The 21,762-nt window shown below is 74.2% G+C and carries 21 protein-coding genes and 1 pseudogene; 6 read left to right on the top strand and 16 right to left on the bottom strand.

The window, feature by feature from the left end; all coding sequences use genetic code 11:
* Positions 1–33: 33 nt before the first annotated feature.
* Positions 34–1,560 carry a chitinase gene (locus tag ACTMS0_RS14605; protein ID WP_441155915.1) on the bottom strand — a complete coding sequence of 509 codons (1,527 nt, stop codon included), beginning with the start codon at positions 1,558–1,560 and terminating at the stop codon, positions 34–36.
* A 143-nt stretch (positions 1,561–1,703) separates the two neighbouring features.
* Here ACTMS0_RS14605 and ACTMS0_RS14600 point away from each other — a divergent pair, with 143 nt between their 5' ends.
* Positions 1,704–2,117: a type II toxin-antitoxin system Phd/YefM family antitoxin gene (locus tag ACTMS0_RS14600; protein ID WP_441155711.1), complete on the top strand. Its 414-nt coding sequence runs from the start codon at positions 1,704–1,706 to the stop codon at positions 2,115–2,117.
* Between the two features lie 37 nt (positions 2,118–2,154).
* On the opposite strand, the gene ACTMS0_RS14595 is transcribed toward ACTMS0_RS14600, so the two are convergent.
* From ACTMS0_RS14595 to ACTMS0_RS14580, 4 genes and pseudogenes are all read right to left on the bottom strand, one after another.
* The gene (locus ACTMS0_RS14595) at positions 2,155–3,219 is read right to left on the bottom strand and encodes an ABC transporter ATP-binding protein (RefSeq protein ID WP_441155710.1); all 1,065 of its coding nucleotides are present in this window, start codon (positions 3,217–3,219) and stop codon (positions 2,155–2,157) included.
* Positions 3,216–4,048: pseudogene (locus ACTMS0_RS14590) on the bottom strand (ABC transporter permease); the annotation flags it as partial. The pseudogene ACTMS0_RS14590 and the gene ACTMS0_RS14595, both read right to left, overlap by 4 nt.
* Positions 4,049–4,078: 30 nt before the next feature.
* Entirely contained in the window at positions 4,079–4,861 is a 783-nt protein-coding gene (gene modA / locus ACTMS0_RS14585) for a molybdate ABC transporter substrate-binding protein (RefSeq protein ID WP_441155709.1), read from the bottom strand.
* Positions 4,858–5,283 carry a TOBE domain-containing protein gene (locus ACTMS0_RS14580; RefSeq protein WP_441155708.1) on the bottom strand — a complete coding sequence of 142 codons (426 nt, stop codon included), beginning with the start codon at positions 5,281–5,283 and terminating at the stop codon, positions 4,858–4,860. Before ACTMS0_RS14580 ends, modA begins: the two co-directional genes overlap by 4 nt.
* A 314-nt stretch (positions 5,284–5,597) precedes the next feature.
* On the opposite strand from ACTMS0_RS14580, the gene ACTMS0_RS14575 reads away from it, so the two are divergent.
* Entirely contained in the window at positions 5,598–6,641 is a 1,044-nt protein-coding gene (locus ACTMS0_RS14575; protein WP_441155707.1) for a zinc-dependent alcohol dehydrogenase family protein, read from the top strand.
* A gap of 25 nt (positions 6,642–6,666) precedes the next feature.
* The gene (locus ACTMS0_RS14570; RefSeq protein WP_441155706.1) at positions 6,667–7,149 is read left to right on the top strand and encodes a Fur family transcriptional regulator; all 483 of its coding nucleotides are present in this window, start codon (positions 6,667–6,669) and stop codon (positions 7,147–7,149) included.
* A gap of 56 nt (positions 7,150–7,205) precedes the next feature.
* Here the strand turns inward: ACTMS0_RS14570 and ACTMS0_RS14565 are convergent, their stop codons facing one another.
* The 9 genes from ACTMS0_RS14565 to ACTMS0_RS14525 all read right to left on the bottom strand — a co-directional run bounded on the left by ACTMS0_RS14565 (position 7,206) and on the right by ACTMS0_RS14525 (position 15,864).
* Positions 7,206–8,174, bottom strand: coding sequence for a nucleotide-binding protein (locus ACTMS0_RS14565; protein ID WP_441155705.1), 969 nt, complete (start codon positions 8,172–8,174; stop codon positions 7,206–7,208).
* Between the two features lie 150 nt (positions 8,175–8,324).
* Complete coding sequence (locus tag ACTMS0_RS14560) at positions 8,325–8,717, bottom strand: SCO5389 family protein (protein ID WP_441155704.1); 393 nt, start codon at positions 8,715–8,717, stop codon at positions 8,325–8,327.
* A 132-nt stretch (positions 8,718–8,849) separates the two neighbouring features.
* Entirely contained in the window at positions 8,850–9,344 is a 495-nt protein-coding gene (smpB, locus tag ACTMS0_RS14555; protein ID WP_441155703.1) for an SsrA-binding protein SmpB, read from the bottom strand.
* 24 nt (positions 9,345–9,368) lie between these two features.
* Positions 9,369–11,543, bottom strand: a complete 2,175-nt coding sequence (locus ACTMS0_RS14550; protein ID WP_441155702.1) for a hypothetical protein — start codon at positions 11,541–11,543, stop codon at positions 9,369–9,371.
* A gap of 256 nt (positions 11,544–11,799) precedes the next feature.
* Positions 11,800–12,312 (bottom strand): NUDIX domain-containing protein, encoded by a 513-nt coding sequence (locus tag ACTMS0_RS14545; protein ID WP_441155701.1) that lies wholly within the window; start codon positions 12,310–12,312, stop codon positions 11,800–11,802.
* A gap of 93 nt (positions 12,313–12,405) precedes the next feature.
* Positions 12,406–13,047 (bottom strand): SRPBCC family protein, encoded by a 642-nt coding sequence (locus tag ACTMS0_RS14540; RefSeq protein ID WP_441155700.1) that lies wholly within the window; start codon positions 13,045–13,047, stop codon positions 12,406–12,408.
* A complete protein-coding gene (locus tag ACTMS0_RS14535) occupies positions 13,044–13,406 on the bottom strand; it encodes an ArsR/SmtB family transcription factor (protein ID WP_441155699.1) in 363 nt (120 codons plus the stop codon). The genes ACTMS0_RS14540 and ACTMS0_RS14535 overlap by 4 nt, the downstream gene beginning before the upstream one ends.
* A gap of 32 nt (positions 13,407–13,438) precedes the next feature.
* The gene (locus ACTMS0_RS14530) at positions 13,439–15,490 is read right to left on the bottom strand and encodes an amylo-alpha-1,6-glucosidase (protein WP_441155698.1); all 2,052 of its coding nucleotides are present in this window, start codon (positions 15,488–15,490) and stop codon (positions 13,439–13,441) included.
* Complete coding sequence (locus tag ACTMS0_RS14525; RefSeq protein ID WP_441155697.1) at positions 15,487–15,864, bottom strand: SCP2 sterol-binding domain-containing protein; 378 nt, start codon at positions 15,862–15,864, stop codon at positions 15,487–15,489. Before ACTMS0_RS14525 ends, ACTMS0_RS14530 begins: the two co-directional genes overlap by 4 nt.
* 186 nt (positions 15,865–16,050) lie before the next feature.
* Here ACTMS0_RS14525 and ACTMS0_RS14520 point away from each other — a divergent pair, with 186 nt between their 5' ends.
* The 3 genes from ACTMS0_RS14520 (at position 16,051) to ACTMS0_RS14510 (ending at position 18,893) form a co-directional block, all read left to right on the top strand.
* Positions 16,051–16,407: a YciI family protein gene (locus ACTMS0_RS14520; RefSeq protein WP_441155696.1), complete on the top strand. Its 357-nt coding sequence runs from the start codon at positions 16,051–16,053 to the stop codon at positions 16,405–16,407.
* A 2-nt stretch (positions 16,408–16,409) separates the two neighbouring features.
* Entirely contained in the window at positions 16,410–17,627 is a 1,218-nt protein-coding gene (locus tag ACTMS0_RS14515) for an RNA polymerase sigma factor (protein ID WP_441155695.1), read from the top strand.
* A gap of 129 nt (positions 17,628–17,756) precedes the next feature.
* Positions 17,757–18,893 carry a carboxylate-amine ligase gene (locus ACTMS0_RS14510; protein ID WP_441155694.1) on the top strand — a complete coding sequence of 379 codons (1,137 nt, stop codon included), beginning with the start codon at positions 17,757–17,759 and terminating at the stop codon, positions 18,891–18,893.
* A gap of 55 nt (positions 18,894–18,948) precedes the next feature.
* Here ACTMS0_RS14510 and ACTMS0_RS14505 read toward each other — a convergent pair whose 3' ends face one another.
* On the bottom strand, positions 18,949–20,733 hold the full coding sequence (locus ACTMS0_RS14505; protein WP_441155693.1) for an N-acetylglutaminylglutamine amidotransferase: 1,785 nt from the start codon (positions 20,731–20,733) through the stop codon (positions 18,949–18,951).
* A 193-nt stretch (positions 20,734–20,926) separates the two neighbouring features.
* Entirely contained in the window at positions 20,927–21,688 is a 762-nt protein-coding gene (locus ACTMS0_RS14500; RefSeq protein WP_441155692.1) for a TetR family transcriptional regulator, read from the bottom strand.
* Positions 21,689–21,762 lie beyond the last annotated feature (74 nt).

Here is a 21,762-nt window from a genome sequence, read left to right as displayed (position 1 = left end):
AGCGAATTCCGGGCGGACCCGCGTCCCGGTGCGTCAGGGCAGCGCCTTCAGGAACGGCCCGTGGCTCAGCCGGAACTCCCAGTTGTAGTACCGGTCCCAGTTGACCGACCAGGTCATCAGTCCCCGGAAGTTCGGGTTGGTACCGCTGCGCGGGGCGTACGAGCCGCAGCTCTGGCCCTTGACCAGGCAGTTGACGGCGGCCTGGATGCCGGCCGGTGCCACGTACCCGTTGCCGGCGCTGACCGACGACGGCGCGCCGAACGCGACCTGGTCCTCGCGCAGGGCGGGGAAGACGCGGTCCGGGTTCCCGGCCACCGGGAAACCGGCGAGCAGCATGTCGGTCATGGCGATGTGGAAGTCCGCGCCACCCATGGTGTGGTACTGGTTGTCGAGCCCGACGATCGGGCCGGAGTTGTAGTCCTGCACGTGCAGCACGGTGAGGTCGTTGCGCAGGGCGTGGATCACCGGCAGGTACGACCCGGCGCGCGGGTCCTGCCCGCCCCACGGCCCGGGCCCGTAGAACTGGTAGCCGAGCTGCACGAAGAACGTCTCCGGCGCCATGGTGAGTACGAAGTTGGCGCCGTACCGCTGCTTCAGCGTGCGGATCGCGGAGATCAGGTTGACGATCACCGGCGTGGTGGGGCTGCGGAAGTCGGTGTCGCCGGCGTTCAGGTAGAGCGAGTGTCCCTCGAAGTCGATGTCGAGGCCGTTCAGGCCGTACCGGTCGATGATGGCCGACACCGAGCGGACGAAGGTGTCCCGCGCGGCGGTCGTGATGAGCTGGACCTGGCCGTTCTGTCCGCCGATGGAGAGCAGCACCTTCTTGCCCTGCTGCTGCTTGGCGCGGATCGCCGCGACGAACTGGGCCTCCGTCTCGACGCCGGGGCACTCGGTGGGCGGGCAGAGCTGGAAGCGGATGTCGCCCGAGGTCACGCTGGTGGGTTCGCCGAAGGCGAGGTTGATGATGTCCCAGTCGGCCGGTACGTCGGCCATCCGCAGGTAGCCGGAGCCGTTGGCGAAGCTGGCGTGCAGGTAGCCGATCAGGGCGTGTTTCGGCAGCCCGCCCGGCGGCGGCGTGGTCGGGGGCGGGGTGGTCGGCGGGGGTGTGGTCGGCGGTGGCGTGGTGGGCGGCGCGGTGGTGGGCGGGGGAGTCGTGGTGGGCGGGGTGGTCGGGGTGCCGCCGCCGCAGGGCGCGCCGTTCAGGGTGCAGTCGGTGGGGGAGCCGGGGCCGGTGGCGAGGAAGCCGAAGGAGACCGAGGCGCCCGGCGCGACGGTGCCGTTCCAGGACCGGTTCGTGAAGGTGTGCCGCCCGCCGGAGCTGGTCACCGTGGCGTCCCAGTACGAGCCGAGGGTGGTGCCGGGCGGCAGGGTGAAGGCCACCTGCCATCCGGTCAGCGTGCTCGTTCCGCCGTTGGTGATCGTGTACTTCCCCTCCCATCCGGTGCCCCAGTCGGAGGTCTTGACGAACGTGGCGGTGGGACCGGCCGCCCGGGCGGGCGCGGCCAGGACCAGCGTGGTGCCGGCGACGGTGACGAGGGCCGCGACGGCGGCCAGCAACAGGTTTCGGGCAGGGCGACGCATCCGGACCTCCCGGTACGTGGAGCCGTCGGATCGACGGATGCACAATTATTAGGATTGTTAACTGTAGTTGTCCAGGCTTGGACATCGACGGTTCTGTCGTACCCCGGGCGCACCATGCATCCATGGCTGTCCCCGCCCTCACCCCTGACGCCGGCCGGCCGCGCTCAGTGCCGCTGCGCGAGGCGCGCACCCGGTTCACCCAGCTCGTCGCGCTGGCCGAGCTGACCGACACCGTCACCGTCCTCACCCGCGACGGCGATCCCCGGCCGGTCGCCGCGATCGTCCCGGCCGCCGCCGCCCGCACCGCCGCCCAGGCCCGCGCCGACGCCGACCGCCTCGCCACGGTCACCGCCGGCTGGGCCCGCCGCCTGGACGAGGCGCACCGCCGCAGTGCCCAGCGGCACGCCGCCGAGCTGCGCGCGGTCACCACGGCGCTCGCCGAAGCGTGGGCCGAGCTGGACCGGCGAATCCCGCCGGGAAGCGACCCGGCGCTGGCCCGGCTGCGGGCCGCCCACGCCGACCTGCTGGCCGACTGACGCGCCGCCGCGCGCCTGCCGCCGGCGCGATGTCGGCTCACACCGCCGGGTACGCGCGCGTCTCCGCCGCCTTCACCGCGGCCCAGACCGGCTGGCCGGGCACCAGGCGCAGGGCGGCCGCGGCGGCGGGCGTGACGTCGGCGGCGACCGCGATCGGTCCGTCGAGCTGGACGCGCAGGTTGTCGCCGTGCCGCTGCACGCCCGCCACCGTCGCCGGCCAGGTGTTGCGCGGGCTGCCATCGGGTCGGGCGGGGTGCAGGGCCACCGCCGACGGCCGGAACGCCACGAAGGCGTCCCCGTCGAGCCGGTCGGCGACGGTGAGGACGAGCCCGTCGGCGACCCGGACGCGCTGCCCCTCGGCCCGGCCCCGGTGCAGGTTCAGGCCGACCAGACGGGCCACGTAGTCGGTCCGGGGTCGCGCCGTCACGCTCGCCGCGTCGCCCTCCTGCACCACCCGGCCACCCTCCACGATGACCAGCCGGTCGGCGAGCACCAGCGCGTCCAGCGGGTCGTGCGTGACCAGCACGGTGGCACCCGGGTGGGCGGCGAGGTGCCGGTGCAGCTCGGCGCGGGTGTCCAGCCGGGTGCGCGCGTCGAGCGCGGCGAGCGGCTCGTCCAGCAGCAGCAGCGCCGGCGCGACCGCGAGGGCGCGGGCCAGCGCCACCCGCTGCGCCTGCCCGCCGGACAGCTGCCGGGGCCGCCGGTGGGCGTGCTCGGCCAGCCCCACCCGGCCCAGCCATTCGCGGGCCGTCTCCCGGGCGGCGCGCCGGTCGGCGCCGTGCCGGCGCGGCCCGAAGGCCACGTTGTCCAGCGCGCTCAGGTGCGGGAAGAGCAGGTAGTCCTGGAAGACCACGCCGACCGAGCGGCGCTCGGTGGGGGTGAACGCGCGCCGGTCCGGGCGGTCGAGATCGGTGCCGCCGACGGTGACGTGGCCGGCGGTCAACGGTTGGAGGCCGGCGAGGGCCCGCAGGGCCGTGGTCTTGCCGGCGCCGTTCGGGCCGAGCAGAGCCACGACCTCACCGGCCGCCACGCGCAGTGGCACGTCCAGGCGGAACCCGCCCCGGTCCACGACGACGTGCGCGTCGAGCAGATGGGCGGTCACGGCGTCGTGATCCAGCGGTCGCGCAGGCCGGCCAGGATCGCGACCGAGACGACGAGCAGGATCAGGCTGAGCACGACGGCGGACTGCACGTCAGTCTCCAGCGCCAGGTACACGGCGAGCGGCATGGTCTGCGTCCGGCCCGGATAGTTGCCGGCGAACGTGATCGTCGCGCCGAACTCGCCCAGCGCCCGCGCCCAGCACAGCACCGCCCCGGCGGCCAGCCCCGGGGCGACCAGGGGCACGGTGACGTGGGTGAACGTCGTCCAGCGGCTCGCGCCCAGGGTCGCCGCCGCCTCCTCGTACCGGCGGTCGGCCCCGCGTAGTGCCCCCTCCACCGCGATGACGAGGAAGGGCATCGCGACGAACGCCTCGGCGAGCACCACACCGGTGGTGGTGAACGGCAGCGTGATCCCGAACGTCGAGTCGAGCCAGCCGCCGAGCAGGCCGCGCCGCCCGAACACCAGCAGCAGCGCCACGCCGCCGACCACCGGCGGGAGCACGAGCGGCACGGTCACCAGGGCGCGGACCAGGCGCCGGCCGGGGAACTCGACCCGGGCGAGCAGCCACGCCAGCGGCACGCCGAGCACCAGGCAGAGCAGGGTGGCCAGGGTGGCGGTGAGCAGCGACAGCCGCAGCGCGGTGAGCACCCCCGGCTCGGCCAGCCGCTGCGGCAGGGTGATCCACGGGGTCCGGGCCAGCAGGCCGGCGAGCGGCAGGACGAGAAACACCAGGCCGAGCACCGCCGGCAGCAGCAGCGCCACGGGTACGCCGGCCGCCCGCCCCCGTACGCCGAGGGCGCGCCGCCGCTCCCGGTCGGTCGGCGTCCCGGCCCCCGGAACCGTCCCGGCGCCTGGAGCCGTCACGGCGCTTGGAACCCGGCCTCGGTGAGCACCGCCTGACCCGGCGCGGACCGCACGTACGCGACGAAGGCCCGCGCCCCGGCCGGGTTCGGGGCGTCGGTCAGGACGGCGATCGGGTAGTCGTTCACGGCCTGCGCGGACTCGGCGAACTCCACGGTCGTCACGTCTGCGCCGGCGGCCCGCGCGTCGGTGCGGTAGACGAGGGCGGCGTCCACCTCGCCCAGCCGTACCTTCGACAGTGCGCCCTTCACGTCCTGCTCGAGGGTGACCGGGGTCAGGGTGACCCGGGCCGCGTCGAGGGTGGTGCGGGCCGCCGCACCGCACGGCACCTGCTCGGCGCAGAGCGCCACCTTCAGCCCCGGCCGGGCCAGGTCGGCCAGGCCGCGGACGCCCTCGGGGTTGCCGGGCGCGACCGCGACGACGAGCTGGTTGCGGACGAAGACCGCGGGCTCGCCGTCGGCGCCGCCAGCCTCGGTGACGGTGGCCATGTTCCGCGGCGAGGCGGAGGCGAAGACGTCCGCGGGCGCGCCCTCGGCTATCTGTGTGGCGAGGGCGGAGCTGCCGGCGAAGTTGAACACCACGGTGGTGCCGGGGTTGGCCGTCTCGAAGTCCCGTCCGATCCGGGTGAACGACTCGGTCAGCGACGCGGCGGCGAACACGGTCACCGTCCCCGTCACGCCGCCGCCGGCCGACCCGCCGGCATCCCGGGACCCGCCGCAGGCGGCCAGGGCCAGCGTGGCGGCGACGGCCACGGCGACGGTACGGACGACGCCTGCTCTCATGACGCCTGCCGTCCCCGGGGACCGGCGGCCGGCGTGGCGCGCTCCACCACCACCGTCGTGGACTTGATCACCGCGACCGCGAGGGACCCGACCCGCAGGTCCAGCTCGTCGACCGCCTCCCGGCTCATCAGCGAGACGATCCGGAACGGGCCGGCCTGGATGTCGACCTGCGCCATCACGGTGTCCTTGACGACGTTCACGACGATGCCGCCCAGCCGGTTGCGGGCCGACGACGCGTCCGCCCGCTCGTCCGGGTGGGCCGCCTGGGCCCGGGCGAACGCGGCGAGGTCCACCCCGTCGACCGTGCGGTGCCCGTGCTCGTCGCGGACCGCGCGCAGGCGGCCGGCGTCCACCCAGCGGCGGACGGTGTCCGCGCTCACGCCGAGCAGCTCGGCCGCCTCGCCGATCCGGAACATCGCCACGCCGGCCACCCTAATCTCTCGCATCCGCAAGGACAATCGCCGATCCACCTGGCCTCTGCCAGCCACACCCCCGTGACTCCACCCGCATCCGCCGGCCAGACATCATCGGCGATCATGGAGTTGTGGTGCCCCGCAAGAGCCGCGAGACGGCACGAATCGGCCACCGCAAGTTCATGATCGACGAACGGCAGGTGGGCCGGGACGGGTCGGTGAGGCGGGCCACGGTCCGTGGTGGGGGTGGTGGCGGGACCGCTAGCCTCGGCGGGCGGTGTCGCAGTGCGGCGGCGCCGGTCCTGAGCAGCGGAGGAGAGCCCGTGCGTGCCACCGTGATCCACGCGCCGTTCGACATCCGGGTCGAGGAGGTGCCCGACGCCGCCGTCCGGAACCCGACCGACGCGGTCGTCCGGGTCGTGCAGGCGTGCGTCTGCGGCAGCGACCTGTGGGCGTACCGGGGGGTGGCCACGCGCCAGCCCGGGCAGCGGATCGGGCACGAGTTCCTCGGCGTGGTTGAGGAGACCGGTGCCGAGGTGAACTCGGTCCGCCGGGGTGACCTGGTGGTCGCGCCGTTCGTCTGGTCGGACGGAACCTGCGACTTCTGCGTCGAGGGCCTGCACACCTCCTGCCCGCACGGCGGCTTCTGGGGCCAGCCCGGCTCCGACGGCGGCCAGGGCGAGGCCGTGCGCGTCCCGTACGCCGACGGCACGCTGGTGCGGCTGCCCGCCGAGGCGGCCGGCGACGACCGACTGCTCACCGCGATCCTGGCGCTGTCCGACGTGATGTCCACCGGGCACCACGCCGCCCTCGCCGCCGGTGTGCGGCCGGGTGCGACGGTGGCCGTCGTCGGCGACGGCGCGGTCGGGCTGTGCGGGGTGCTCGCGGCCCGCCGGCTCGGCGCGGAACAGATCATCGCGCTCGGCCGGCACACCGCGCGGACCGACATCGCCCGCCGGTTCGGCGCCACCGACGTGGTCGCCGTGCGCGGCGACGCCGCCGTCGCGGCGGTCAAGGAACTGACAAAGGGGCAGGGCGCGCATGCGGTGCTGGAGGCCGTCGGCACCGAGGAGTCGATGCGGACCGCCATTTCGGTGGCGCGCGACGGTGGCGCGGTCGGCTACGTGGGCGTGCCGCACGGCGGCAGCGCCGGCGTGGACATCCGCCAGATGTTCGGCCGCAACGTGCGGCTCGGCGGCGGCGTCGCCCCGGCCCGCGCGTACATCCCGGAACTGCTCGCCGACGTGCTGGCCGGCCGGATCGACCCGTCGCCGGTCTTCGACCGCACGGTCACCCTCGACGGGGTGCCGGACGGCTACCGGGCGATGGACGAGCGCACGGCCCTGAAGGTGCGGATCACGCCGTAAGGCCGGTGCCGGCCGGACGCGCATAATGGTGGGCAGCCGGCGACGGTGTCGGCCCGGGACCGCTGGTCGCGGTCGGAGCAGGGGAGATGGCGGGAGTACGGTGACGCAGGCGATCCCGAACGTGACCCGGAACACCCGGCAGCGCGCCGAGGTGTTGGCGCTGCTGCGGGAGGTCGAGGGCTTCCACACGGCGCAGCAGCTGCACCGGATGCTCTGCGACCGCGACGCCCGGGTCGGCCTGACCACCGTCTACCGCACCCTTCAGCTGCTGGTCGACGCCGGCGAGATCGACTCCACCCGGCTGCCCGGCGGCGAGCAGCTGTTCCGCCGGTGCAGCCAGAGCCGCCACCACCATCACCTGGTCTGCCGCTCCTGCGGGCGGACGGTCGAGGTGGCCGGCCCGGCGGTCGAGCGCTGGGCCGACCAGGTGGCGGCCGAGCACGGCTTCACCGACGTCGACCATACGCTGGAGATCTTCGGCACCTGCGCGGACTGCGCCAAGGCCTGACCGGACGACTCCGCCGGCCCGGACGGGCTCCGCGTCACCCCGACCTGGCGCCGCTCTCACCCGGCCACGGGCGCGCTCAGCGCCGACGGGCCGAGGACGAAGTCCGGGTCGATCTGGCGCGTCAGGTCCGTCCCGGCCCGCTCGTTCGCCCAGGCGGCCGCGTTGCGGCGGTGGAACTCGTGGGCGTACCGGGTGAACCGGTCCCAGTCCTGTGCGGTGGTGTCGACCGCCTCCGCCAATCGCGCGAGCACGGCCCGGTTCGCCGGCTCCAGCTCGGCCAGCGGGCCGACGGTGCCGCGCTCGGCCCGCCGCACGTACGCCGACCGGCTGACCCAGGTGAGCAGGTCCGCGCCGACGTGCTCGCGGAGGAAGTCCACGTCCGCCGCGTCCTCGACCTTGTTGCCGACCACCGACAACGCCACGCCGTAGTCGCGGGCGTAGCTGGCGTACTGGCGGTAGACGCCGACGCTGCGCAGGGTCGGCTCGCATACCAGGACGGTGCGGTCGAAGCGGGTGAACAGGCCGGAGGCGAACGAGTCGGCACCGGCGGTCATGTCCACCACCACGTACTCACCGGGACCGTCGACCAGGTGGTTGAGCAGCAGCTCGACGGCGCCCACCTTCGAGTGGTAGCAGGCGACACCGAGGTCCGCCTCGGTGAACGCGCCGGTCGCCGCGAGCCGGACCCCACCGACGGGACGGACGCAGGCCGCGTACACCGGGTTCTCCTCGACCACGCGCAGCAGGCGGGACCCGCGTCCGGGCGGGGTCGTCTTCACCATCTCGGCCGCCGAGGCGATCCGGGGGTTGTCGCCGCGCAGGTACTCCTTGATGGCCGGCAGGTGCTCACCGAGCGGCGGAAGGGTGGCCTCCTCGGCCGGGGCGCCGAGCGCCGCCGCGAGGTGCTGGTTGATGTCGGCGTCGATCGCCAGCACCGGCCGGCCGGTCTCGACCATGTGGCGGGCGAACAGGGCCGCGAGGGTGGTCTTGCCGCTACCGCCCTTGCCGACGAACGCAATCTTCATCCGAGCTGCTCCACGCTTCATGAAAATGGAAACTGTTTCCACCAAGGACACTCTAGCGGACTCCGCCGCCGGAGACCCGCGACACCCGTGACGGCGCGCCGGCGCCCTCCACCAGCAGGAGCGGGTGACGGACGCCGGCCGGTGCCGAGCTCAGCAGTCACGCAGCTCGGGGGACTGGTTCAGCAGTTGGCCGCGGGGCGAGATGAACCGCCGGTACGCGTCGGAGTCGACCGCCGCCGGCCGGAACGCGGCGACCCGGTGGCAGTTCTGGAAGGCCAGCTTCACGCCGAAGTGCCGCTCCAGGCCGGCCCGGATCGCGTCGCTGGCCAGGGCACGCAGCAGCTGCCCGCGCTCGGCTTCGCTCGGCGGCGGAATCTCGTTGTCGGCGTGGTCGGCGCCGTCGGCCTCCAGTTCGGCGACGACCCGGCTCACGGTCTGCCAGGCGTACGGGAGCGACTCGCGGACGCAGGCGACGAAGTCGGCGTCGGAGACCGGGCCGCGCTCGGCGGCGTCGAGCAGGGCGGGCGGGACGGTGAGAGACATGCTCCTCCTCGGGTCGAACGGTAATGACTACGGTTGTCATTACGCGGACCCCCGCAGCACACCACGACCCGTCGACCCCGTCAACACACTCCGGGCACGCCACGCCGACACGCCGTGACCGTCGGCGCCCGGTCAGCCCCGACGCTGCGGGCGACCCTTGAGGCGGCGGCCCAGCTCCCGGGCGATCTCCCGCTGCGCGTCACGCTCGGCGAGCGCCTGCCGCTTGTCGTACGACTTCCTGCCCCGCGCCAGCGCCAGCTCCACCTTGGCCCAGCCGTTCGAGAAGTACATCGACAGCGGCACCAGGGTGAATCCGCCGTCGCGCAGCTTCTCCCGGATCCGGTCGATCTCCACCCGGTGCAGCAGCAGCTTGCGGGTGCGCCGGGGCGCGTGGTTGGTCCACGTGCCGTAGCCGTACTCAGCGATGTGCAGGCCGTACAGCATCAGCTCGCCGTCGCGTTCCTGCGCGAACGCGTCGACCAGAGACGCGCGCCCCTCGCGCAGCGACTTGACCTCCGTGCCGGCCAGCACGATCCCCGCCTCGTACGTCTTGAGGACGGTGTAGTCGTGCCGGGCCTTCTTGTTCGAGGCGATCAGCGTGCGCTCGGGCTTCTGGGCGGTGCTCACCCGGTGCAGGATATGCGGGCCCCGTCAGGGGGCCCGGCGCAGCCGGTCCGCCAGCTCCCGGACGGCGTCGGCGAAGCGCGGGTCGGACTCGGCCGGCCAGTGCCCGACGATCGGCGGCGGGACACTGTCGCCGGGCGGGATGACGACGGCCCACGGGTCGCGCAGCCGACGGTCGACCGAACCCGCCGGCCCGGTGACGGTGGGCGGCTCGCCGGGCCGGTGCGCAGAGAACATCCAGCCACCGATCGGGTCGGTGTCCCGCCACAGGTTGAGCCAGCGCCAACCGATCCGCTCGCCCACCTCGCGCAGGACGTCATCGCCGACGTACGCCGGGAACCACCGGGAGTAGAGCCGGCGCAGGGGCGACCCGTACGTCAGCAGCGCGACCCGGTCACCGGCGCCCGGCGGGAGCTGGAGCACGGTCGCCGCGAGCAGCACCGAGCCGTGACTGTGCCCGGTGAGCAGCACGGCGTGCCCCTGGCCCGTCAGCCAGGCGATCCGGCGGCTCAGCTCCGGCACCGCCCGTTCCGCGTAGCAGGGTGGGGCGAAGGGGTGCGCCGCCCGGGGCCAGAACGTGCCCAGGTCCCACAGCACGCCCACGTAGCGGCGGAACTCGGCCGTCCGGTACGCGAAGATGCCGCCGAGCACCAGGCCGAGGAGGAGCAGGGCGATCACCCAGCTGCCGACGCTGATACCGAAGTGCACCAAGCCGTCGGGGATCCCGAGCCACCGGTCGAGCGCCTCGCCGGGGTCCAGCCCGAACATGCCGACGGCGCTGGTCGCCATGCCGAAGCCGGCGAGCCAGGCGTACGTGAGGGTGAGCGGGGCGAGCCGTTCGGTGAACCGGGCCCGCGCGATGACCTTCTCGACCTGCCGCAACCGGGGTCCCGCCTCGGGCGGCGCGTCCGGGAAGTCCCGCCCCAGGGCCGCCGCCGCCGCCCGGTGCCGCGCCGGCCGGGACACGACCGCCACCACGGCGGCGACCGCCGCCGCAGTCACCACCGCCACGAAGAACCCGAAGATCGTCCACTTGTACGTCAAGGGCGGGCCGGTCGCCATCCGGTCAGCGGTCGGGGCGTCGCGCTGCAGGAGATCCGCCACCCGGTAGACCAGCTCGGCGGAGAAGGCCACCGCCAGACCGGTCGCGACCGCACCGAACACGAGCGGGCCGGATGCCCGCAGCGGCGGCCCGCCATCGCCCCGCGACCAATTCACCACCCCCCAGAGAACGGTCAGCAGGCAGGTCTGCGCGAGGAAGAGTCTGGCGACCGTCACGCCGTACCCGGGCAGCCCGCCGTCCGTCGACGGCGGCGCGGGATCGGCCGCGACCACGACGACGACCACGACGGTCAGCGCGCACGCGAGCGTCCGCAGGATCGAGGTCACCCGGTCGATCCGTCCCGCCTCGGGCCGATCGATCAGCGGATGCGCGCAGACCAGGACGACACAGGCGGCCAGGACCGCGCCGGTCAGGACGCTGAGCGTCACCGTGGCGGGCGACGCCCGGACGTGGGCGCGGACGGTGAGCAGGACGGCGTCCAGCGTGGCGAACGCGGCGGCGACGTGGATCGAGCGCAGCCGCCCGACCAGCGGCGCCTGGTCCCACTGCCCGACGGCGGTGAGCTGGTGCGCGCCGGTGACGGTCGGGGGTGTGCGGAACGACGCGAACATCCGCTCCGGACGGGCTCCGAGCCACCAGACCAGCCCGATGGCGGCGGCCGGGACGAGCGACAGCACCGCCAGCCGCAGCCCGACCGGCCGGCCGCCGAGCCAGGACAGCCAGCTCCGCCCGGCCAGGCACGGCGGCGACGCCATGCACTTCCAGGCCACCAGGTCGAGCGCCACCCCGGCCACGGCGAGCACGTACAGGGCGGTGAGCGTCAGCGCGAGCACCCGGCAGAGGCCCTTGACGGTGGCGGCCCGGCCTTCCGAGCTGGTCGGCCGCATCCACAGCGCCACGTTGCAGAGCATGAACGGCAGCAGGAACACCAGCGACAACGTGCGGACCGCGGTACCCGAGGGCAGGTCGCTCCAGCGGTACGCCTCCAGGACGACCCCGCCGGGGCCGGTGGTGTCCGGGTAGCCGGGGCGGGGCCGGTAGAAGCCGCCATTGTGGTCACCGCTGACCTGCCGGACGTTCGGGCGGTCCAGCACCTGTTCGGCGCTGGAGCCCGAGGCGCCGTGCACCCGCAGTTCCACGACGTCGTCCGGGCGTCCGCCCGACGGTGCTGGCGCGTCCGACATCGGCCCCCCGGAGGCGTCGTACGGCGGCACGGCCGCCCGGGCGGCGTGCGCGTGGGCGCGGTCTACCCGTTCGGCGCCCGGTCACGCCTGCCGCCCCGACGGTCGATCCGGTGGCGGCGGGCCGGGGCGGGCGGCCACAATCCGGGCGTGGATGACCCGCGGCTGGTCCGGCTGAGCAAGCGCTACCCGGCCGCCGGCTGAACCACCCGGCTCAGCCGGCGTGCCGGGCGAGGAAGTCGGCGAGCACGCGCGTGTGGGTGGAGAACGCCAGCTCGACCGGCTCGGTGAGCACCAGCCACTCGGTCGCCTCCTCGGTGGGCGCCGACGGCGGGAGCGACGCGGCCGGCCGGGCCGGCAACTCCCCGAAGACCATCATCGTGCCGCCGGCCGGGGCGCTGTGCACCGCGAACAGCGTCGCGTCGGCCGGCTCGGCGGGCAGGCCGGTCTCCTCGCGCAGTTCGCGTACCAGAGCGTCCTGCCACTCCTCGCCGTACTCGATGAAGCCGCCCGGCAACGCGAGCTGCCCGCGCGCCGGCTCGATGTCGCGGCGGACGACCACCACACCGAGGCCCGCGTCGGTGTGCACCGGCAGCACCGCCACCGCCACCGGCAGCGGGTTGCGCCAGACGGTCTCGCCGCAGGCCGCGCAGAGCCGGGGCCACACGGCCGCCGGCGGGTACGCCGTGCCGCAGTAGGAACAGTGCGAGTACGCCGTGCCGGTCATGCCGCCGCACGTTACCCGCCGCGAGGCCGGCCGTGCGATCGTCCCGAGGCCGCCGGCACGACGTTGTCCCGCATCCGGCGGCCTCGGGACGGATCAGGCCTCCGGGACTCCGGTGTAGAAGGCGGTCGTCCGGTCGGCGGCGGCCCGCGCCTCCGCCTCGTCGGTGCCGTCGGCGACACTCGCGTCGCGCCACCGCTCGCTGCTGAACGCGACGAACCGCCGGCCCTCGTCGGAGGCGATCCAGGCGGCGCTCTCCTCGGGGGTGACGCCCGCGCCCGCGCCGCCCAGGTGCGAGGCGAGGCCGAGCAGCGCCAGGTCCCAGCCGACGCCCACCGCTCCGGGGCCGTACTGGTCCCAGAACTCCTGGGCGACGTGGGCGACGTGCTCCAGCTCGAACCGCGTGCGCCCGTCCTCGACCGGGGTGAGCCGCACCTCGATCCAGCTCACGTCGCCGCCCATCTCCCAGGTGGCGGCGAAACTCTTCGGCGGGTCGCAGCGCTCGACGGTGCCGCCGGCGTTGCCCTCCAGCTGGTAGCGGCCGCCCAGCCGCAGGTCACCGGAGACCGGCAGGAACCAGCGGGGGATGCGTTCGGGGTTTGTGCAGGCGTCCCAGACGTCCTCCAGCGGCGCGTCGTACGTCTGGCTGATGGTCATCACCCGGGCCTCGCCGGCCTCCAGGACCCGCCGGCCGAGTTGCCGGCGGACGGTGCTGATCTGGCTGGTGGCGTCGGTCATCGTTCACTCCTGTCGTCAGCGGACGGCTCGCGTCGCCGCCGCTCGCGCTGGCCCCGGGCCAGCTCGGTGGCCAGTGCCTGGAGGGGATTGGTCCAGAACCGGCGGAAGTGGTCCAACCACTGGTCGACCTCCCGCAGCGGGCGGGTGTCGACGGCGTACAGCCGGCGGGTTCCCGCCGGCCGGACGGTGGCGAAGCCGTTGTCGCGCAACACCTTCAGATGCTGGGAGACGGCCGGCTGGGAGATCCCGAACTCCGCCCGGACCACCTCCACCAGCTCGCCGGCGGTCATCTCGCCCTCGGCCAGCAGCTCCAGGATCCGGCGTCGCACCGGATCACCGAGCACATCGAACGCGTGCACGGGCCCTTTATATCAGGCCACGCTTATTTAAGCTAGCTATGATGGCGGGCCGTGCCGATGGCGTCCTTCCGGCCCCACCGGCCCGGGATGTCCAGCAGCTCGACGCGCCCGAACCGCGCCGGCACCTCCGGCGCCACCACCAGGTGCTCACCGTAGGGCTCCAGCCCGAGCAGCGTGCGGACCAGCAGGAAGGGGGCGCTCGTCGCCAGCGCCTGGGGGCTGTTCGCGGCCGGGTACCGCACCGGGTAGCCGGTCCGCTGCCGGTCGAACCCGGCGAACGCCTCTGGCAGGCGGGCATCGAAGTAGGCCGACGCCGCGATGATCCCCTCCGCGATGATCCCGGCTTCGCGCCGGAAGCCGTACTGCCGCAGTCCGGCGGCGATCAGCGCGTTGTCGAAGGGCCAGACCGTGCCGACGTGGTAGCCGAGCGGGTTGTACCGGGTCTGGCCCGCCGCCAGGGTGCGCACCCCCCAGCCGGAGAACAGCCGAGGGCCGAGCAGGTGCTCGGCCACCGCCGCCGCCCGTGAGTCGTCGACGATGCCGCTCCACAGCAGGTGCCCGATGTTCGACGAGAGGGCGTCGACCGGGGTGCCGTCGCTGTCGAGGGCGAGCGCGTAGTAGCCGTCGTCGGCCAACCAGAAGTCCCGGTTGAAGCGCACCTTCAGCTCGCTGGCCTCCTGATCCAACCGGTCGGCGTACGCGGGGTCGCCCCAGATCTCGCGGGCCAGCCGGGCGCCCCGCCGCTTCGCGTCGTACGCGTACCCCTGAAGTTCGCAGGTCGCCCGGGGCAGGCCCGGCCGGCGGCCGTCGCGGTAGCAGATCGCGTCGGGGGAGTCCTTCCAGCACTGGTTGACCAGGCCGCTGCTCTCGTTGCGGCGCTGGTACCAGACGTACCCGTCACCGCGGATGTCGCCGTACTCGTCGATCCAGTGCAGCGCGGCCCGGGCCTCGTCCTCGTACTCGCGCACCAGCGCGGTGTCACCGGTCCAGCGCTCGTACTCGTCCAGCAGGACGACGTAGAGCGGCGTGGTGTCGGCGCTGCCGTAGTACGGCGCCTGCGGCTTCTCCTCGAACGCGGTGAGTTCCCCGTACCGGAACTCCTGCAGGATCTTGCCGGGCTCCTCGTCGCGGAAGTCGTCGAGCACCGTGCCCTGGTCGGTGCCGAGCAGCCGCAGGGTGGTGGCGGCGAGCTCGGGCGCGACGGGCAACGCCTGGAAACTGGTGAGGATGCTGTCCCGGCCGGTGGCGGTGGCCACCCAGGGCAGGCCGGCGGCGGGCATCGCCTCGTCGGGCAGGACCAGCGGCGAGTACCGCAGGCCGGCGAGGTCCACCAGGCTGCGCCGCCACGTGTCCGTCAGAACGTCCCAGTCGGAGCTGAGCTGGGGCGTCCTGGCCAACCAGCGGTCCAGGTCGAGGCGGAGCCGCGGCGTGCCGCCGCTGCGGCGGGGGGCAGCCCGTTGGCGGACGTCCTCGCCGTCGGGTTGCAGCACCAACCCCCGTACCCGCAGCGTCGTGGTCCACCGGGCGTTGCGTTCGATCCGTACGCGGTAGGTGAGCCCGCAATCGTCGACCTCGGCGGGTTCGGTGCTGGACACCACCGTCTCCCGCCGGTACCGCTCCCGCCGGTACCCCAGGCGTAGCGAGCCGTCCTCGATCCGCCGGTAGAGGCGCCCCGGGCGCTCCGCTGCCTGGTGTGGCATCTGCACCTCGTAGAGGGGCCGGAAGTCGCTGTCGACGTCGATCCGCACCGTGTACTCGACCGGCTCGGGACGGTGGTTGATGACCGTGAGCGTCTCGACGAAGTTGCCGTCGGCCACGACGCGGTCGCGGATCACCGACACCTTCGCGTCGACGTAGTGGGTCGGGATTCCGGGCACCAGGAAGAACCGGACCTCGAAGTAGTGCACCTCACGGATTGCGAGGGGGTGCAGCCGCTCGCCGTTGACGGTGAGCCGCCAACGGGACAGGAAGCGGGTGTCGAACCCGAAGTATCCGGACGGGTTCGGGCCCCCCTCGATGTCCCCGTTCTCCTCGCTGAGGACGAAGATGTTGCCGTCCAGGACGCGGACGAGGTCGCCGTTCACATCTCGTCCCGTGGCACCGGGGCGACGTCCCGAGGGTGGCGGCCGCCGGGCGGCGGGGCGAACAGGCGTTCCAGCAGGATGACGAACCGGAACTGGCCCTCGGTGGTGATGTCGTTGCGCAGCCAGGCGGGCAGGGGCTTGACCTCGCCGCGGGTCATCCGCTCGAACAGGGACTCCTCCGTCCGGATCACCGTGTCGGCGGTGCCGGCCTCGCGGGAGACCCGCACCACGCCCCGGTCGATGGCCACCAGCCAGTGGTCGGTCCCGCCCGGACGGGTGAGGTCGAAGCGGATCGAGCCGCTGGTCTTGCGGGACAGGCGGTCGTGCCCGTGCCGGACGAGCCCGGCGAAGAACTCCTCCGTCGCCTTCGACATGCCCCCGCACCCCCGGGGCCGACTCTACCGACCGGGTCCGAAATGCGAGGGTTCTTCCCCCAGGGTCGCCGGTGCGCCAGGCGTCGCCGCAGAAATCTCGGGGCGTGCTGTCGAAACCGGCGGTGCCCGTTCGTGTGGAGGATGAGAGGCCGGCGCGGGTGCCGGCCGCCCCGCGAGGAGGAGCCCATGAAGCAGTACCTGGTGAGCATCTACCAGCCCGCCGGCCCGGGGACCCCGGACCCCGAGTTCCTCGCCGGCGTCATGCGGGAACTCGGCGCGATCCGGCAGGAGCTGGAGGCCAGCGGGTGCTGGGTCTTCGGCCAGGGCCTGCACGATCCGTCCACGGCCACCGTGCTGCGCCCCAAGGAGGGCGAGGTGCTGGTCACCGACGGCCCGTTCGTCGAAGGCAAGGAGTACCTGGGCGGTTTCACCATCCTCAAGGCCCCCGACCTGGACGCCGCCCTGGAGTGGGGCCGCCGGTACGCCCTCGCCACCACCCTGCCGATCGAGGTGCGCCCGTTCCAGGGCGAGGCCGAGGACTGACCGTGCCCGACGTGGAAGCGGTGTTCCGCGCGGAGTACGGCCGCGCGGTCGCCGTCCTCGTCCGCCTCCTCGGCGACATCGACCTCGCCGAGGAGGCGGTGCAGGAGGCCTTCGCCGTCGCGGTCGCCCGCTGGCCGGAGACGGGGGCGCCGCCCAGCCCCGCCGGATGGATCATCACCACCGCCCGCAACCGGGCGATCGACCGGCTGCGGCGGGAGGCGTCCCGGGGCGAGCGGCACGCCGAGGCCGCGCGGCTGCACACCGCCGACGACCCGCCCGAGGAGGGGCCCGTGCGCGACGACCGGCTCCGCCTGATCTTCACCTGCTGCCACCCGGCGCTGGCGCCCGCCGCCCGGGTCGCCCTGACGCTGCGCCTGCTCGGCGGCCTGACGACCGCCGAGATCGCCCGCGCCTTCCTGGTGCCGGAGCCGACGATGGCCCAGCGGATCACGCGGGCCAAGGCCAAGATCCGCGACGCCCGGATCCCGTACCGGGTGCCGCGCGACGCCGACCTGCCGGACCGCCTGCACACCGTGCTCGCCGTCGTCTACCTGACCTACACCGAGGGGCACACCGCCAGCGCCGGCCCGCGGCTCGTCCGCGACGACCTCTGCGCCGAGGCGGTACGGCTCGCCCGACTGCTGGTCGAGCTGATGCCGGACGAGCCGGAGGCGCTGGGGCTGCTCGCCCTGCTGCTGCTCACCGAGGCGCGCCGGCCGTCCCGCACCACCGCCGAGGGCGCGCTGGTGCCGCTGGCCGAGCAGGACCGGTCCCGGTGGGACGCCGCGCCGACCGCCGAGGGGCAGGCGCTGGTCCGCCGCTGCCTGCGGCGAAACCGGCCCGGGCCGTACCAGATCCAGGCCGCGATCGCCGCCGTGCACAGCGTCGCACCCGACGCCGCCGGCACCGACTGGGCCCAGATCCTCGCCCTGTACGACCAGCTCGCCGCCGTCGCCCCCGGGCCGGTGGTGGCCCTGAACCGGGCGGTGACGCTGGCCGAGGTGGCGGGGCCGGCCGCCGCGCTGGCCGTGGTGGACGGCCTCGACCTCGCCGGCTACCACGTGTTCCACGCGGTCCGCGCCGACCTGCTGCGCCGGCTCGGCCGGACCGCGGAGGCGGTGGCGGCCTACCGGACGGCCGCGGCGCGGACGGACAACGCGGCCGAACGCGCCCACCTCGCCGCCCGCGCGGACGAGGTGCAAGGAAGGGCCCCCTGTTAACGCCTGCGGTAGAGAAGGGGACCCTTCTCAACGGCGGGCCCCGCCGGCCGGTCCCCGGCGTTTTCCGTTGCACCGGCCGGGAAGGCGGTGAGGGCACCCGGCAGCCCGACGAACGGACGCCCACCGCCCATGACGCACCGTCCGGCCACCGCCCTTCCCGACCTGACGACGCTCACCCTCGGCGTGGAGGAGGAGTACCTGCTGCTCGACCCCGGGACGGGCGAGAGCATGCCGGTCGCCGACCGGGTGCTCGACGGGCTGTCCGGCGCCGCCCGCGAACAGAGCCGGCAGGAGTTCCGGCACAGCATGGTGGAGATGGTCACGCCGGTCTCGGCCGACCTGACGGAGCTGCGGGAGCACCTGGTCGCGCTGCGTACGGCGGTCGCCGACGCGGCCGAGGCAGCCGGCGCGCGCCTCGTCGCGGTGGGCGCCACGCCGGTGCACGAGCCGCACCGGACCGTACCGGACAAACCGCGCTACCACGCCATGTCCCGGCGGTTCGGCCCGGTCGCGCACGACCCGGCGGTCTGCGGGTGCCACGTGCACGTCGGCGTCCCGGACCGGGAACTCGCCGTGCAGGTCTGCAACCACCTGCGCCCCTGGCTGCCGGTGGTGCAGGCGATCACCGCCAACTCGCCGCTGCACGACGGCCGGGACACCGGGCACGCGAGCTGGCGGTCGATGCAGCTGGAACGCTGGCCGAGCATCGGCCCCACCCCGCACTTCGAGTCGGCCGCCGACTACGACGCCACCGTCGAGGATCTGATCAGGGCGGGCATCATGCTGGACGCGGCGATGGTCTACTGGTACGCCCGCCCGTCCGTCGCGTACCCCACGGTGGAGGTCCGGGTGGGCGACGTCTGCCCGACCGTCGACGACACGGTGCTGGTCGCCGGGCTCGTCCGCGCCCTCGTCGCGACCGTGGCCGACGACGTCCGCGACGGCGTCCTCGCCCCGCGGATCCGGGACTGCCTGGTCTCGGCCGCGCACTGGCGGGCCGGCCACGACGGGCTCGACGGCGACCTCATCGACCTGCGCTCGGGCCGTGCCCGGCCGGCGTGGGACCTGGTCGACGACCTGTTCGCCGCCGTCGCGCCCGCGCTGGTGCGCCACGGCGACCTCCGGTACGTGCTCGACCAGCTGCACCGGGTCCGGCGCGAGGGCAACGGCGCGGCCCGCCAGCGCCGCGTCCTGGCCCGCACCGAGTGCGACGTCCGCGCCGTGCTGGACCACCTGGCCGCGCAGACCCGCCCAGGGGACGCGTGATTGCAGGGGTCCCTTGTACAACGCCAGGCGTTAACAAGGGGCCCTTCCTTTCACCTCAGCGGATGTCGTGCGTCTGGAGCCACAGCTCCAGCAGCCCGAGCTGCCACAGCTTGTTGCTGCCGGCCGCCGACTGCGCCGCCTCCGGGTCGGCGAGCAGCTCCTCGACGTACGCCGGCCGGAACAGGCCCCGCTCCCGCGCGGCCGGCGCCCGCAGCGCCTCGACGACCAGGTCCCGCACCGGGCCGTCCACGTTGCGCAGGACCGGCACCGGGAAGTAGCCCTTCGGCCGGTCGATCACGTCGGCGGGCAGCACCTCCCGGGCGACCTGCTTGAGCACCCCCTTGCCGCCCTGCGCCACCTTGTGCTCCGGCGGGCAGGCCGCCGCGAGGGCCACCAGGTCCTGGTCCAGGAACGGGGTCCGCACCTCCAGCCCCCAGGCCATGCTCATGCTGTCCACCCGCTTCACCGGGTCGTCGGGGAGCATCCGGTGGGTGTCCAGGCGCAGCACCGCGTCCAGCGCGGTCTCCGCGCCCGGCGCGGCCAGCTCGGCGGCGAGCAGCTCGCGGCTGGCGTCCCGGTCGCAGGCGTACGCCGGGTCGACCACCCGGGTCAGCTCGGCGTGGTCGCGGTCGAAGAAGGCCGCCGCGAACGCCTCTGCCGCGCCGTGGCGAGGCACCGCCACGAGGGGCTGGTGGTAGCCGTACCCGGCGAAGACCTCGTCGGCGCCCTGCCCGGACTGCGCCACCTTCACGTGCTTCGCCACCTGCTCGCTGAGCAGGTGGAAGGCCACCACGTCGTGGCTGCCCATCGGCTCGGTCATCGCGGCCACCGTCGACCGTACCGCCGGCACGAGGTCGTCGTCCGCGAGCCGGATGCGCTGGTGGTCGGTGCCGTACGCGCGGGCCACGAGGTCGGACCAGCGGAACTCGTCGCCGGCCTCGCCGCCGCGACTGTTGAACCCGATGCTGAACGTCCTGAGGTGCTGCTGCCCGGCCTCGGCGAGCAGCGCCACGATGAGGCTGGAGTCCAGACCGCCGGAGAGCAGCACCCCCACCGGCACGTCCGCGACCAGCCGCCGCCGCACGGCCGTACGCAGCGCGCCACCGACGGCGGCCTGCCAGTCCCGGGCGTCCATGCCGTCGTGGGCGGGCTCGCGGACGTACTCCGGCTGCCAGTACACCCGCTCCCGGCTGCGCCCGTCCGCCTCGACGACCCGCACCGTCGCCGGGGGCAGCTTGCGGACGCCGCGCAGGACGGTGCGGGGCGCCGGCACGATCGAGTGCCAGGACAGGTAGTGGTGCAGGGCCACCGGGTCGATGCCCGTGTCGACGTCGCCGCCGCGCAGCAGCGCCGGCAGCGTCGAGGCGAACCGCAGCCGCCCGGGGGACTCGGCGAGGTACAGCGGCTTGATGCCGAGCCGGTCGCGGGCGAGGACGAGGCGCCGTCGCGCCCGGTCCACCAGGCCGATCGCGAACATGCCGACCAGGTGGTCGACGAACGCCTCACCCCACTGCGCGTACGCCACCAGGATCACCTCGGTGTCGCTGGTGGAGCGGAAGCTGTGCCCGGCGGCCCGCAGCTCCTCGCGCAGCTCGGGATAGTTGTAGACGCAGCCGTTGAAGACCAGCGCCAGCCCCAGGTCCTCGCGGAGCATCGGCTGGGCCCCGGCGTCGGACAGGTCGATGATGGTGAGCCGGCGGTGCCCGAGGGTCACCCAGCCGTCGCTCCACAGGCCCTCGCCGTCCGGCCCCCGCAACCGCATCGCGTCGGCCATCCGGGCCACCGCGCCCGCGTCCGGTGTCGACCCGTCGAACCGCGCCTCCCCGCCGATGCCGCACATGGTCAGCACCCCCTCGACCGCTGCCGGGTGGCCGTGACGAGGCGACCGTCCAGCACCGGACCCATCCGCCACCATCCCGTCGCGCCGGCCGCGCCACCGTACGCGGCCCGGTCCCGTCCGCCGGACGGGCGCGTCGGCTACCCGCCGTCCGAGCGCTCAAACGGGTCTCAAAACCGTCGCGAAACCCGTCTCATTATTCCACCCCGGATCCGTCCAGGTGCCGGTAGACCGTCGCCCGGGACACCCCGAGCGCTGCGGCGATCTCGTCCACCGAGTGGGTGCCGGCGGCGTGCAGCCGCCGCGCGGTGCGGACCTGCTCCGGGCCCATCGACCGCGGCCGTCCCGGCCGGCGCCGCCCGGGGCGTCCGGCGTCCGCCGCCGGTCCCGCGCCGCCCTCCGCCTCCGCGCCGCCGGCGTCACCCAGGAGCCGGCGTACGCCGTCGAGCATGTCGGCCCGTAGGGTCTCCTCGGGTACGTCCGCGAAGAACAGGATCGGGTCGCTGCACGCGGCGATCGCCTGCACGGCGCGGACCCGCTCCCGGCGCCCCGCGTCCGGCCCGGCCACGATCTCGTTGGCACGCATGGCGATCCGCATCAGGCGGTGGTACGTCGCCCCCCGGGAGACCAGGGCGATGTCGTGGAACAGCATGCCCAGCGAGCGGCGGTGGGCGAGCATCGTGTCCACCCAGCCGGCGAGCAGCGCGTCCCGGGCCCGCGGGGGCGGCAGCGCGGCGGTGGCGTCCAGCATCGTCTCCAGGTCCCGCAGGAGCGGTTCGGACAACGCGGTGAGCAGGTCCTCCTTGGCGGGGAAGTGGTAGAGGATCGCCGCCTTGGTCAGCCGCAGCCGCTCGGCGATCTGGCGCAGGGACGTGCGCTGGTAGCCGTGCTGGGCGAACAGGTCGAGGGCGACCCGCAGGATGCGGGTACGGGTGTCGTCGGGCGCCTCGGCGGTCATGCGGCCCAGCGTAGCCGTGGTCCTGACCGGCGGGTTGAATCCACTGACCGTCGGTCAGTACGCTGAGGGTGGCG

The sequence above is a fragment of the Micromonospora sp. H33 genome, assembly GCF_052068455.1.
Taxonomy (GTDB): Bacteria; Actinomycetota; Actinomycetes; order Mycobacteriales; family Micromonosporaceae; genus Micromonospora.
The sequence above is the reverse complement of the archived record's forward strand: the minus strand, read 5'-3'. Positions and strand labels throughout refer to the sequence as shown.

Coding starts and splice junctions, on each gene's coding strand:
- ACTMS0_RS14600 (WP_441155711.1), top strand. CDS start 1,704: ATGGCTGTCCCCGCCCTCACCCCTGACGCCGGCCGGCCGCGCTCAGTG.
- modA (WP_441155709.1), bottom strand. CDS start 4,861: ATGAGAGCAGGCGTCGTCCGTACCGTCGCCGTGGCCGTCGCCGCCACG.
- ACTMS0_RS14570 (WP_441155706.1), top strand. CDS start 6,667: ATGGTGGGCAGCCGGCGACGGTGTCGGCCCGGGACCGCTGGTCGCGGT.
- ACTMS0_RS14565 (WP_441155705.1), bottom strand. CDS start 8,174: ATGAAGATTGCGTTCGTCGGCAAGGGCGGTAGCGGCAAGACCACCCTC.
- ACTMS0_RS14560 (WP_441155704.1), bottom strand. CDS start 8,717: ATGTCTCTCACCGTCCCGCCCGCCCTGCTCGACGCCGCCGAGCGCGGC.
- ACTMS0_RS14545 (WP_441155701.1), bottom strand. CDS start 12,312: ATGACCGGCACGGCGTACTCGCACTGTTCCTACTGCGGCACGGCGTAC.
- ACTMS0_RS14540 (WP_441155700.1), bottom strand. CDS start 13,047: ATGACCGACGCCACCAGCCAGATCAGCACCGTCCGCCGGCAACTCGGC.
- ACTMS0_RS14525 (WP_441155697.1), bottom strand. CDS start 15,864: ATGTCGAAGGCGACGGAGGAGTTCTTCGCCGGGCTCGTCCGGCACGGG.
- ACTMS0_RS14520 (WP_441155696.1), top strand. CDS start 16,051: ATGAAGCAGTACCTGGTGAGCATCTACCAGCCCGCCGGCCCGGGGACC.
- ACTMS0_RS14510 (WP_441155694.1), top strand. CDS start 17,757: ATGACGCACCGTCCGGCCACCGCCCTTCCCGACCTGACGACGCTCACC.
- ACTMS0_RS14505 (WP_441155693.1), bottom strand. CDS start 20,733: ATGTGCGGCATCGGCGGGGAGGCGCGGTTCGACGGGTCGACACCGGAC.
- ACTMS0_RS14500 (WP_441155692.1), bottom strand. CDS start 21,688: ATGACCGCCGAGGCGCCCGACGACACCCGTACCCGCATCCTGCGGGTC.